This window comes from Bradyrhizobium sp. USDA 3256 (assembly GCF_054058275.1).
In genome coordinates, this window is sequence record NZ_JBSSAE010000002.1 from 4,046,452 (window position 1) to 4,059,618 (window position 13,167).

Annotated in this window: 10 protein-coding genes; 8 read left to right on the top strand and 2 right to left on the bottom strand. The window is 61.9% G+C overall.

Going from position 1 to position 13,167, the window contains the following annotated elements; genetic code table 11:
- Nucleotides 1-3 precede the first annotated feature (3 nt).
- Both ACVWY5_RS20870 and ACVWY5_RS20875 read right to left on the bottom strand, forming a co-directional pair.
- Entirely contained in the window at nucleotides 4-567 is a 564-nt protein-coding gene (locus tag ACVWY5_RS20870) for a DUF6931 family protein (RefSeq protein ID WP_028335404.1), read from the bottom strand.
- A 5-nt stretch (nucleotides 568-572) separates the two neighbouring features.
- On the bottom strand, nucleotides 573-2,441 hold the full coding sequence (locus ACVWY5_RS20875) for a type VI secretion system Vgr family protein (RefSeq protein WP_028335403.1): 1,869 nt from the start codon (nucleotides 2,439-2,441) through the stop codon (nucleotides 573-575).
- Between the two features lie 350 nt (nucleotides 2,442-2,791).
- Here ACVWY5_RS20875 and ACVWY5_RS20880 point away from each other — a divergent pair, with 350 nt between their 5' ends.
- The 8 genes from ACVWY5_RS20880 (at nucleotide 2,792) to tssH (ending at nucleotide 13,167) form a co-directional block, all read left to right on the top strand.
- The gene (locus ACVWY5_RS20880) at nucleotides 2,792-4,105 is read left to right on the top strand and encodes a type VI secretion system protein TssA (RefSeq protein WP_028335402.1); all 1,314 of its coding nucleotides are present in this window, start codon (nucleotides 2,792-2,794) and stop codon (nucleotides 4,103-4,105) included.
- A gap of 128 nt (nucleotides 4,106-4,233) precedes the next feature.
- Complete coding sequence (tssB, locus tag ACVWY5_RS20885) at nucleotides 4,234-4,761, top strand: type VI secretion system contractile sheath small subunit (RefSeq protein WP_028335401.1); 528 nt, start codon at nucleotides 4,234-4,236, stop codon at nucleotides 4,759-4,761.
- 17 nt (nucleotides 4,762-4,778) lie between these two features.
- Nucleotides 4,779-6,281 carry a type VI secretion system contractile sheath large subunit gene (gene tssC, locus ACVWY5_RS20890; protein WP_018272201.1) on the top strand — a complete coding sequence of 501 codons (1,503 nt, stop codon included), beginning with the start codon at nucleotides 4,779-4,781 and terminating at the stop codon, nucleotides 6,279-6,281.
- A 52-nt stretch (nucleotides 6,282-6,333) separates the two neighbouring features.
- Nucleotides 6,334-6,819, top strand: a complete 486-nt coding sequence (locus tag ACVWY5_RS20895) for an Hcp family type VI secretion system effector (protein ID WP_016843423.1) — start codon at nucleotides 6,334-6,336, stop codon at nucleotides 6,817-6,819.
- 68 nt (nucleotides 6,820-6,887) lie between these two features.
- Nucleotides 6,888-7,436: a type VI secretion system baseplate subunit TssE gene (tssE, locus tag ACVWY5_RS20900; protein WP_028335400.1), complete on the top strand. Its 549-nt coding sequence runs from the start codon at nucleotides 6,888-6,890 to the stop codon at nucleotides 7,434-7,436.
- A 1-nt stretch (nucleotide 7,437) separates the two neighbouring features.
- Nucleotides 7,438-9,405 carry a type VI secretion system baseplate subunit TssF gene (tssF, locus tag ACVWY5_RS20905; RefSeq protein ID WP_028335399.1) on the top strand — a complete coding sequence of 656 codons (1,968 nt, stop codon included), beginning with the start codon at nucleotides 7,438-7,440 and terminating at the stop codon, nucleotides 9,403-9,405.
- Entirely contained in the window at nucleotides 9,369-10,433 is a 1,065-nt protein-coding gene (gene tssG / locus ACVWY5_RS20910; protein WP_028335398.1) for a type VI secretion system baseplate subunit TssG, read from the top strand. The genes tssF and tssG overlap by 37 nt, the downstream gene beginning before the upstream one ends.
- Nucleotides 10,434-10,530: 97 nt before the next feature.
- The gene (gene tssH / locus ACVWY5_RS20915; protein WP_028335397.1) at nucleotides 10,531-13,167 is read left to right on the top strand and encodes a type VI secretion system ATPase TssH; all 2,637 of its coding nucleotides are present in this window, start codon (nucleotides 10,531-10,533) and stop codon (nucleotides 13,165-13,167) included.

Consider the following 13,167-nt stretch of genomic DNA (forward strand, 5'->3'; position numbering starts at 1 on the left):
TCGTCAGCGTGGAGGGCGCGGTTCGCCGCGTGCCAATTGAATACCATCCTCCAGGCAGGCCGTCATTATCCGGTCCCTGGACTCACGGGTAAGCCGGCAGAGCCCGATCAAAAGGGCTGCGCGAACCGCGCGCGCCGTCTGATCCGGCTTGGCTTCGACCGGCGCAAATTCCGCGGGAACCACGCTTCCACCAGACCAACCCGCCGCCAGCGCCAGCCAGGTCGCCGGCTGCTCAGGATCGTTGGCATTGCCGACCGCCAAAGCCTTGTTGCGCGATTGCTCATCCGGTTGCCGGACCCAGGTCTCGGCAAAATCGAGCGACCTGCCTTCATTGCCGTCGAAATGGTCGAACATCTGCCGCAACGAGCGACAGCCCCAGGCGACGGCCACGCGCCTGGGGAGCAGATACGCGCAGAAGGATACAGCCTGGTGCCAGCTGCCCGCATCGGCCGCCTCCTGCAGGAAATCCAACGACAGCTTGTCCGGAGCGGCCTTGCCGACGTCGTAGCGCGCCAGCGGATAGGCTTCAAAGAGATCGTGGACTGTGCTGAACCGAACCTGATTCATGGCTGTCAGCCGACAATGGTTGGCGTGCCGTGGGCAACCAGCGGGCCGCCGGCCGCGAGCGCCATGGCGGCCTGCGCGGTCATGGTGATGGTTGGCGCGTTGATGACGATGCCGGCCGGAGACAGGATGATCTGGCTTGGACCAACCTGCAGGGTGATGTTGACGTTGGCCGTGAGGGTGATGCTCAGGCCCGCATCGACGGACTGATCCATCGCCAGCTTGACGTGCTGACCGCCCAATTCGATATCAAGCTTGTCGTTGCCGTTCTTGAGCGTGGTCTTGCGGGTGTCGCCGCCGAACGCCGCCTCACCGATGGTCCTGGTCTCGGTGTCGCGGACCGTGACGTCGTAGTCCTTCTCGGCATGCAGGGTGATCTTCTCGGACCCTTTCTTGTCCTCGAAGTTCCATTCGTTGTAGCCGCCTCCTCCCTTGGTCGAGTCGGACTTCAGACCCGCAATCGTCTTCTTGGACGGCAGGTCGTAAGGCAGCTTGTATTCATCGTTGTATACGGTCCCTATCACCAAGGGCCGGTCGGGATCCCCTTCCAGGAATTCCACCACCACCTCCTGCCCGACGCGCGGGATGATCTGACCGCCCCAGCGCTTGCCGGACCAGACTTGCGCCACGCGCAACCGGCACGACCGCTTCTTCTTCCGATCCCAGAAAAAGCGAACATAGATTTCGCCCAGCGACTCGACGTCGATTTCCTCGCTCGAATTGTCGTCCTTGGTGACGACCTTGGCCGTCTGGATACCATTGATCCTCGGCTTCGGCGTCGTCATGGGAGATCGAAACGGCCGATCGCTCGGCAGAAATTCGTAGCTGCCAAAGTAGACGTGCTGTCCGGCGTCGCCGGGGCCGCCAGTGCGATAGGACTCGATGGAAAACGAATGAGCTGCCCGTACCACGAGATATTCCACGTTCTGCGAGTCCTTCGAGTGCTTCTCGAGCTTGGTTAGTCCGCCCGGAAACAGATTGACGGCGTCGCCATTGCCCCGGCGGCGCCGATCCATCGCCTGCTCGGCCTGGAGCTGGATCTTCGCGTATCGCTCGCCGTCGGATTTCTCCTTGAACTTGCCGGGATAGTCGTAGAACTCCATCTCGGATCGTGTGTAGTGCTCGGAGCCCTTGGCGTCGCTGATCATCTGCGCGTTGGGCTTCTGGTAGTTGTAATCGTTGAGCTCGATCTTCCCGGTGCGGAACCGGCGCTCGGAAGCCCATTCATAAATATGCTGCTCGCCGCGACGATCGGAGCCGGTGAGCGGGATGTAGGGGATCTTGGCGAGACCGTTGATGGGGCTGTGCGAGGACTTGGAATCAGCCAGCACCAGCGTGTGCTTGCCGCCTTCATGCTTGAAGAAGTAGTAGATCCCGTGCTGCTCCATCAACCGGCACACGAAATCCAGATCGGTCTCGCGATATTGAACGCAGTATTCGAGCTTTGGACATGAGCCCTCTTCGGTAAGCTTGGACTCATAGTCGGTGAAGCCGCGCTCGTTGAAGACTTCCTTGATGATGTCGGGCGCCTTCTTGTCCTGAAAGATCCGGCAATCGGTGGTCCGCGACAGCAGCCACAACCAGGGCCTCAGCACGATCCGGTAACTGAAATAGTCGTTCTTCACCCCCAGCCATTGGGCTTCCGTGAGAATGCCGCTGAACTCGCGTTCCTTCTCATGCAGTTTGATGGTGAGGGTGCACTGCTTGCCGATAGCCCGATCGAAGTCGAGATCGGCTTCCTCGCTGAGACATTCGATGCGATATTCGAACAGTTCACTCAGACCTTCGGCGGCCTCGAACCGGGCAAAAACCAGAACGTCCTTGCCAAGGGGGGTCTTGAGCTCGCAGAGGCGGGTATCCTGGGTAAGCTGGCCCATGTGGGCGTTAAACTCCCTCGTTGACCGCACGAGCTGCGCAACCGGCGCATCGGGCGGTCAAGCACGAACGATCGAAATCCGAGCCGTCCATCGGTGGGATGGCCGACAGGTCCGCTCGGTGTCACCTCTCCTGGCGCGGCAACGCACCCGTCCGGGGAAGCCACTGCGGCACTCATGTAGTCGGTTCCAAGCGCTTGCTGGTTCACGGGAAACCGCCATCATCGCGGGAATGAACCGAGGCCCGCGTTGATCTGACCTAACAGTCAATCGGATCATGATCCCCCGCGTGATCCGCCAGATGTCACGGACCTGGTAGAGGGGCCAGGGCCCCGCAGACGGATCCTCTTTGCATGCTCGACGTCGCATCCCTGACCCAGCCCATCGACCCGGACGATCCCTGCGGGCCTGACCTCGATGCGGCCGGCGACGTCCAGTACCTGAATTTCTTCGCAGCTGCGGAATCGCTGTTGCCGATGTCGTATTTCGAGGTCGTCAATGCGAACGGAGAGCGCGGACGCTTCGATCCAAAAGCCATCGATATTGCCGGCCAGTTCGCCGCTGCCCAGCCCCTGTTGGCTCGCACCCGCGATCTGCGCCTGACCATGCTGCTCGCCAAGTTTTCCATCCTGAACCGCGATCTCGATGGCTTCCTCAGCTGCTTGCGGGCAACCACCCTGCTGCTCCGCGAACAATGGGAAGCGGTTCACCCAAGGGGCGAGGACGGCGACTATGCCTTTCGGGCCGTCACCATCGAGGCGATCGACGTGTTTCCGACGGTGATCAACCCGCTCCAATTCCTTCCCCTGATCGAAAATCGACGGCACGGCAGCCTCAACTACCGTGCCTATCAGATTGCCAAGGGCGAAATTCCCGCCGGCGATGCCGACGTCGACATGCCAGATCTCGGAACCATCGAGCGCATCATCGGCGAGACCGATCTCGACACCCTCAAAGTGGTGAGCGCCCGCTGCTCGGCGGTCGCTGCCGAGATTGCCGGCATCAAATCGGTTTGGCACGAAAAGTTGAACTCGGGGCAACCCATCAGTCTCGACAGGCTGGCGGGTGTCGCGAACGGCATGGCCGGCTGGCTCGCGACTCTGGTCACTGCACGCGATCCGGCCGCAGTTGCCTCATCCCCGGAGGAAACCGCCCAAGACGACCGGCAGCCTCCGATCGAAATCGCCGGCGCAGTGACGTCACCCGGACAGGCATCCGCGGCACTGGCGGCGGCTGCCGACTACTTCGCTCGGAAGGAACCGTCGAGCCCGGCGCTGTTGCTGGTCCGGCAGGCGCAGGACATGGTTGGCAAATCGTTTATCGAAGTGATGCGGATGCTGATGCCGGCCCACGTGGAGAGCGCCGCCATCAATATCGGTCGCGACAAGGTCTTCGACCTGCCGATCGAGCGCATGGCGGAGTTCGCCACCGCGCTCCCATCCGCGACCGAAAGTGAGGCTCAAGATGCTGTTTTTTCAGCCGAAAACAGAGCCCAGGCGTTGGACTTGCTGAGCAAGGTTGCGTCTTTCTTCCGGGCCGCCGAGCCGTCCAGCCCGATCCCGTTCCTGGTCGATCGCGCACGCGAACTCGCACAGCGAGACTTCCTCAGCCTGCTGAACGAAGTGCTGCCAGAGGGCGCTCTGAAGGCGATCGATAAATCGAATTGAACCCGCCTTCCGTTCGAGGGGACTAACTGAACGGAAGGAAGCTCCGCCGACGAAAGACCGAGGCACTTCCCTGCCTGCGTCGCGCAAGTCAGCTTCCGCAGAGATTTTTTTGTGAAGAGGGCAACCCAATGGCAACCGACAGCGGTCAAAAATTCATTCGCCGAAACCGCGCACCGCGCGTGCACATCACTTACGAAGATCCCTACGACGCCGAGCGGCTGATCGAGCTGCCGTTCGTCATGGGCGTCCTGTCCGATCTTTCCGGCAACAACCCCGGCATCGAGAAGACGAAGGTCGAGGAGCGCAAGTTCCTCGAGTTCGACATGGACAATTTCGACAACCGCATGGCGGCGATCCAGCCCGGCGTGACGGCCCGCGTCGCCAATCGTCTCAGCGACGGGTCCGACGAAAAGATCTCCGTCAACCTGCGCTTCAACAAGATGTCCGACTTCACGCCGGTGGCGGTCGCCCGCCAGGTGCCGGCGACGGCCAAGCTGCTCGAAGCGCGCGAACAGCTCGCCAACCTGCTGCGCTACATGGATGGCAAGGTGGGCGCCGAGGACCAGCTGAAGAAACTCCTCGCCGATCCTCAACTGATGGCCGCACTGCGCGAGCGCGCGAGCAGCCAGTCCACCGAAGCCGACAGCAACAGCTAAGGGAAGGAATGGGGACCATGGCAAAAGAAGCAATCCACAAAGAGACCACCACCAAGGTCGGGACCGTCGAGGCTGACGAGTTCGCCGCCCTGCTGAAGCAAAGCTTCAAGCCGCGCACCGAACGTGCGGCGACCGAAGTGGAAAACGCGGTGTCCACGCTCGTTCAGGAAGCGCTGAAGGATACGAGCGTCATCAAGTCGGACGTGCTCGACACCATCGAGGAGATGATCGCGCGGATCGATCAGAAGTTGACCGCGCAGATGAACGAGATCCTGCATGCGCCCGAATTCCAGGCGATCGAGAGTGCCTGGCGCGGCCTCCACTACCTCGTCTTCAATTCCGAGACCGACGCCAACCTCAAGATCCGGGTGATGAACGTCTCCAAGAACGAGCTGTATCGGAACCTGCGGCTTTATCCCGATGCGCGTTGGGACCAGAGCCCGCTGTTCAAGCAGATTTACGAGTACGAATTTGGCCAACTGGGAGGCGAGCCGTTCGGCTGCCTGATCGGCGACTACTATTTCAGCCACCTCCCCACCGACGTGCAGCTGCTCCGCGATCTCAGCAAGATCGCCGGCGCCGCACACGCCCCCTTCTTCAGCGGCGCCGAGCCGACGCTGATGGGAATGGACTCGTGGACCGAATTGTCCAACCCTCGCGACATCGGCAAGGTGTTCGACACGCCGGAATACGCCGCATGGAAAGGGCTGCGCGATCAGGACGACTCGCGCTATCTCGGCCTGTGCATGCCGCGTGCGCTGGGCCGCCTCCCCTACGGCGCCAAATCGGAGCCGGTGGAAGAGTTCGCCTTCGAAGAGGAGACGGACGGGCACACCGGTGACAAATACGGCTGGATCAACGCCGCCTATGCGATGGCGGTCAACATCAATCGCGCCTTCAAGGAGTTCGGCTGGTGCACCCGCATCCGCGGCGTCCAGTCCGGCGGCGAGGTCATCAACCTGCCGACGCATACGTTCCCGACCGACGACGGTGGCGTCGACCTGAAATGCCCCACCGAGATCGCCATCAGCGATCGTCGCGAGCACGAGCTTGCAAAGGCGGGACTCATCCCGCTGATCCATCGCAAGAACACCGACAAGGCTGCCTTCATCGGCGCCCAGTCGCTCTATAAGCCGAAGAAGTATTTCGGCGACAAGGGCGTGGATGCAACCGCGTCCGACAACCTGTCGTCACGCCTGCCCTACATGTTCGCGGTATCCCGCTTTGCGCATTATCTGAAGTGCATGGTTCGCGACAAGATCGGATCCATGAAGGAAAAGGATGAGCTGACGGTCTGGCTGCAGACCTGGATCAACGAGTACGTTGATGCCAATCCGGCCCTGTCGTCAGAAGCTCAGAAAGCGCGCAAGCCGCTGGCCGCTGCGAAGGTTGAGGTCATAGCAAACGAGGAGAACCCGGGATATTACAACGCGCGCTTCTTTCTCCGTCCACACTTTCAATTGGAAGCGATGGACGTCGGTCTCAGTCTCGTTTCGCGCCTGCCAGGCCCGAGCTCCTGACGCCGCGCTATCGCAACCGTCTATCATCAGAGAATTTTGAAAGGGCTATGCTATGGCTGTCGACATCTTTTTGAAACTCGATCCGATCAAGGGCGAGTCGCTCGACGACAAACACAAGGACGAAATCGACATTTTGAGCTGGTCGTTCGGCGAGAGCCAGAGCGGCACGTTCCACAGCGGGTCGGGCGGCGGCGCCGGCAAGGTCGCGGTTCAAGACCTCCACTTCACGCACTTCGTGGACAAGGCGACACCAGAGCTTTTCAAGGTCTGCGCGAATGGAAAGCACATCGACAGCGCCATTCTCACGGTACGCAAGGCCGGTGAACACCCGCTCGAATATCTCAAGATCGAGATGAAGCACGTTCTGGTTTCCAGCGTCTCGACGGGCGGATCGCACGGCGAGGATCGCCTCACCGAAAACGTCAGCCTGAACTTCCAGAAGGTCAAAATGACCTACAAGACCCAGACCGAAAAAGGCGGCGCCGGTGCGTCTCCGGTGTTCGGATGGGACGTTGCGGCCAACAAGGAATGGGCCTGATCGCAAGCTTCCTGCCCGGCGTCGGTTGCCCATAGCGGCAATCGGCGCCGGCTGTACGGGGACCGTCAATGACCGTTACGCCAAGGAAGGACCGGCTCTCTCCGCCATTGATGCTGGCCTTTCGTGCGGCTCATGACGCTCGCGATGCCCGCAAAGCGCTCGAATTGCGGGATCAGTTCGGTGAGCGAGTGATAGCGGGACGGCGCAGCGCTGGTCGTTTCCCGATCTCGGAGACGCTGCTAAGGCGCGAGGTTTCGCAGGACGTCGAAACACTCCTCAATACCATTGCCCTCGAATCGACGCTTGACCTGACCGGTCGCGGCTGCGTCCGCACCTCGATCCTGAACTATGGTTTCCCCGATATCGCAAACCGTTCGATCGACGAAGTCACCGACGAGGAGCTCAGCGATGCCCTGCGCATGTCGCTGACGACCTTCGAACCGAGACTCGATCGCAAGTCCATCCGGGTGCGGCGCGACACCTCCGTGGGCCCCGAGCAGCTCAAGCTGCGCTTTGTCGTGCATTCCGACCTGAAATGCGAACCGCTCAACGTGCCCGTGGAATTCGTCGCAGACGTCGACCTCGACAGCGGCGATATACAGATCAACCGATTATAGCATGAACCGCGAGTTCCTCGACTTTTACAATCGTGAACTGTCGCTGCTGTACGAGCACGCGGAAGGTTTTGCCGAGGAATATCCTGGTATCGCCGAGCGCCTCGGCGGCCTGGTCCGCGACCGCTCGGATCCGATGATCTCAGGCCTGCTGGAAGGCGCTGCATTTCTCGCCGCGCGTGTTCAGCTCAAGCTCAAGCACGAGTTTCCGGAATTCACGGCGAACCTGCTTGAGCAGTTGGTTCCGAACTATCTCGCGCCGACTCCGTCCGCCATGCTGGTCAAGATTCAGCCGACCTACGCGGATCCGGCTTTGCGCGACGGCAAGAAAATCGCGCGCGGCGCCTATTTCGACGCGAACTATCGCGAAAGGGAACGGAGCCTCGCCTGCCGATTCCGGCTCTGCCGCGATATCGTGCTTTGGCCCTTTGACGTCACCGGCGCCGAATATTTTGCGACCGCGGGCGCGTTGCAGGCCCTCGGGATTCCAGTCGGCGGAGAGGTCATCGCCGGACTCAGGCTCTCCTTGACGCACCGTACCGCCGCGCGGCTCGACGAGGAGCCGGCGGACGCGGAGACTCGCAACAAACCGGAGACATGGTTCGCCGGCTGCCGCGCCAGCGAACTGCCCATCTACCTGACCGGCGCCGAGTCGGATGCCATCGCACTTTACGAACAACTGACCTCGAACTGCGTCGGGCTCTATTTTCGCTATCTCGACGATTTCGGCGATCCGGTCGTCATCCGGGCTCCGAACGACTGTGTGCAGCAGGTCGGCTTCAGCGAGAACGAATCCCTGTTTCCGAACGACAACCGGGTCTTTCGCGGCTCGGAGCTATTGCGGGAATATTTCGTGTTTCCGCGCAAGTTCCTTGGCATCAATCTGACCCAGCTTCGCGCTGTGATGCCGCGGTTACGCAGCAAATCCATCGATATCGTCTTCGCGTTCGATGAGCACAACTCGCGGCTCGCCGCCTCGGTCCGGGCGGATACGTTCAGTCTCTACACCGCCCCGGCGATCAATCTGTTCGAAAAGACCAGCGATCGCATCCCAATCAAGTCGAATACCTACGAATACCACGTGGTGCCCGACCGAAGCCGCTATCTCGAATATGAGCCGCACCAGGTGCTGGAGGTTTACGCGCACTTTCCGGCGGAAAAGGACAAGCGCCGCGTGCGTCCGTTGTACTCCGCCGCCGTCGACCGGACGGCCGGATCGGTCGAGGGACTTTATTATACGGTTCGTCGGCTGCCGCGGCGGCGCACCGTCGAAGAGAAGACCTATGGCGCGGCCTCGGACTATACCGGGACGGACGTGTTCCTCTCGCTGCTCGAGCCCGGCGACCCGAGCGGCGACGGATCCGCCGCCGAGCTGAGCGTCCGCGCGCTGTGCTCCAACCGGCATCTCACGGAACATCTGCCCGTCGGCCAGGGCGGAGTCGACTTTCGCCTGCTGGACGACACCTCGCTCGAGCTGATGTGCATAGCCGGCCCCACCCGACCACGCGAGCCGGTGGTGGCGCAGTTGCGCAGCCGCAGCGAAATCGCCAATAGCGGCGTCGTCAGCTGGCGCCTGATCAACATGCTGAGTTTGAACTATCTCGGCCTCGTGGAACGCAGCGGCGGCAAGAACGCCGGAGCACTACGGGAGATGCTGTCATTGTTCGCCGACCAGTTCGACGACGCGACGGAACGAAAGATTCGTGGCGTGCGCAGCGTCGAGAGCAAGCCCGTGGTGCGGCGGGTGCGTGAGCGTACCGGCAGTGGCGCGGCGCGCGGCCTGGAGATCACGGTCACGCTTGACGAGAAGGCATTCGAGGGCAGCGGCGTGTTCCTGCTCGGGGCTGTGCTGGAACGCTTCTTCGCCGACTATTCGGGCTTCAACACCTTCACCCAGACCGTCATCTCGACTCCGGAGCGCGGCGAGATCATGCGTTGGCCGGCCCGCATGGGCACCCGGAGGCCGCTGTGACGCTGATCGACCAGATGAAGGCCGAACCCTGGCGGTTCGATTTCTTTCAGACGCTCCGCCAGCTCGAGCGGTGCAATCCGGATCGGCCGCGGATCGGCGACAGTGCAGCGCGTCGCGAGGAGTTTGTCGACCTCGGTCAGACCCCCTATCTGGAATTTCCCGCCTCCAATCTGAGCTCAGTCGACGATCGTGACGGCAGGCTCAGAATTCTGGTCAAATTCCTCGGCCTGCTCGGACCGCAGGGCGCGCTGCCGCTGGCCACCACCGACGAGAGCGTCGGCTGGCAGTTGATGCGGGACGACGCTTTCCCCCGTTTTCTCGACCTGCTGAACGGACGCTTTCTGCAATTGTTCTTTCGAGCCTGGGCAGACGCACGGCCGATCGCCCAGCATGATCGGCCATCCGACGACCGCTTCATCGCCTATGTCGGCTCCTTCGCCGGCCTCGGCTCCGATATTTTTGCCGAGCGGGATACCGTGCCTGACATGGCGAAGCTGAGCTTCGCCGGACTGGTTTCGCCGAGAGCGAAATCCGCGTCGCGACTGGCGCGACTGCTGCAAGGGCTGTTCGATGTCCGGGTCGAGATCGACGAGTTCGTTGGCACCTGGCTCCCGTTCGACCCAAGCCACTGCAGCCGGCTCGGCGGGACGCACGCCAGGCTTGGTCACGACGCGCTCCTGGGCTCGCGCGTGTTCAGTGTCGAAGACAAGATCAGGGTTCGCGTGTTCGTGAAGGATTTTGCTCAATACGAGCAGTTCCTGCCGACCGACGCGCCGAACCTGTCCGAGCCCCTGGCTGACGCCGTCTACTTCTATATCGGCGACGAACTCGAGTGGGAGGTGGAACTTGCCATTCCGGCGGGAGCGGTTGTCCCGATGAAGCTGGGGCAGAGCGGACGGCTTGGATGGACCAGCTGGGTTTCGCCGAACTGGGCCTCGACCGAGGAGTATCGGCGCGATGCACGCTTTCACCTTGCCGAGCGTCTGAGAGCCCGGCGAAGCGCTGCCACTGATCAGCAGCCGATTTGAACCTAAGCATCGCTCCGATTGTCCTAACATCATGGGAATTCGAGCCGATTTCCGCGACGACCCGGCATCGCCCGGGGATTGAGCAGGAGGCGCCATCGTGACCGATATCAGCCTTGAGGCCGTGACTGGCAAACTGAACCGGGCCGGCTACGATGCCTTCATACAGGCCCTGCGCCACGCCAAGAGCGCCAGCAACCGTAACGTGGAGCTTGCGCACTGGCTGTTTCACATCCTGCAACAGGAGCGGACCGACCTCAGCCTGTCGGTGGATCACTACAAGCTCGACCGCGCGCGGCTGCTGTCGGACCTCGCGGGCGTCATCAACGGTTTCCGCAAGAACGAAACCGACATGCCGGGCGTCGCCAATTCGGTCATCGATATTCTCGACCGTGGCTGGCACTATGCCACGCTGTTCTTCGGCGAGACCCAGATCCGCACCGGACATCTCCTGGTCGCCGGATTGAAGTCGAACGAGATCCGTCGTGCGCTCAACAACATCTCGCAGGAATTCGCCAAGATAAACGTCGACGCATTGGCTGCGGAGCACCGCGCCATTTGGGCAGGCTCCGAGGAGGAGACCATGCGTCCGATGGACGGCTCCGGATTGGCCGGCGCCGGGACGGACGGTACGGACCGCGCGAATCCCAAAGGGACGACACCGCTCGACCGGTTCTCCCAGGATCTCACCGCCAAGGCCAGATCGGGCGAGATGGACCCGATCCTCGGTCGAGACGACGAAATCCGTCAATTGATCGACGTGCTGATGCGCCGGCGGCAAAACAATCCGATCCTCACCGGCGAGGCCGGCGTCGGCAAGACCGCCGTGGTCGAGGGATTCGCCCAGCGCATTGCCACCGGCGAGGTGCCGCCGCCACTGCGCAACGTCAGGCTCTGCGCGCTGGATATCGGCCTGATGCAGGCCGGCGCCTCGATGAAGGGCGAATTCGAGCAGCGCCTGCGCTCGGTGATCGACGAGGTACAGAACTCGCCTACCCCGATTATCCTGTTCATCGACGAAGCGCACACGCTGATCGGGGCCGGTGGCGCGGCCGGCACCGGCGACGCGGCCAACCTCCTCAAACCTCCCCTCGCCCGCGGCACGCTGCGGACCATCGCCGCCACCACCTGGGCGGAGTATCGCCAGTACATCGAAAAGGACCCCGCACTCACACGGCGCTTTCAGCCGATCCAGGTCGATGAGCCGGATGTCGAGACCTGTTGCATCATGCTGCGCGGTCTCCTGGGCCCGATGGAGAAGCACCACGGCGTTCGCATCTCGGACGCCGCGATCGTGACCGCGGTCAACCTGTCGCATCGCTACATTCCGTCTCGACAGCTGCCGGACAAGGCGGTCAGCCTGCTGGACACAGCCTCGGCGCGGGTAGCCATCAGTCAGAGCGCGACGCCCGCCCTGATCGAGGACGCTCGCGTCGCCATCGCGGCCCGCGAGGCCGAACGATCGGCGCTGGTCAGCGACGGCGATCTCGGGGACGAGAACAGCGAGCGCATCACCGCGATCGACGGCGACATAGCGGCGCTGAAGGACAAGCTGACCGGGCTGGAGGCCGACTGGGCCAAGGAACAGGAGCTCGTCAAGGACATCCGCAGCATTCGCGAAATCCTCTCCGAGAACGGAGACGAAGATCGAGCCACCAAACGCGTCGAGTTGCGCGGCAAGTTCGAGACACTGGAGTGCATCAATCCGGAAAAGCGGATGATCTACGCCCATGTCGACCAGCAGTCGGTCGCCTCTGTCGTGTCCGACTGGACGGGCATCCCGACCGGCAGAATGATGCGCGACGAAATCGAAACCGTCCTCAAGCTGCCCGAAATTCTCAATCGCCGCGTGGTCGGCCAGTCCCATGGACTGACGATGATTGCGAAACGAATCGAGACCAGCCGCGCCAAGTTGGACAACCCGTCCAAGCCGATCGGCGTTTTCATGCTGGCCGGACCGTCCGGGGTGGGCAAGACAGAAACCGCCCTCGCGCTTGCCGAAACCCTTTATGGCGGCGAGCAGAACATGATCACGATCAACATGTCGGAGTTCCAGGAGGCCCATACGGTCTCGACCTTGAAGGGCGCCCCTCCGGGCTACGTCGGCTATGGTGAGGGCGGCCGGCTCACCGAAGCGGTCCGGCGCAAGCCCTACAGCGTTATCCTGCTCGACGAGGTGGAGAAGGCCCATCCCGACGTCCATGAGATCTTCTTTCAGGTGTTCGACAAGGGAGTCATGGAGGACGGCAACGGCCGGCGAATCGATTTCAAGAACACACTGATCATTCTGACCACGAACGTCGGCACCGATCTCATCATGAGCCTGGCGCGCGATCCCAAGTATCGCAACGAGCCGGAAGAACTCGCCAGGCTGCTGCGGCCGGAATTGCTGAAAGTGTTCCCTGCCGCGTTGCTTGGGCGCATCGTCTCGATCCCCTACTTTCCGCTTTCGGACGAGATGCTTGCCGGCATCGTCAGATTGCAGCTCGACCGGATCGGACAGCGTCTCCGCGATAATCACAAGGCTGCCTTCGGCTACGACGATGCAGTCGTCGAGCACATCGTATCCCGTTGCAACGATCCGGACTCCGGCGGGCGGATGATCGATAACATTATCACCAACACGCTGCTGCCCGAACTGTCGCGCGAATTCCTGAGCAAGTCTCTCGCCAAGGAGGAGGTCAAGCAGACGCGCGTCTCGATCGTGAACGACAAGTTTGCATATTCGTGGAACTGA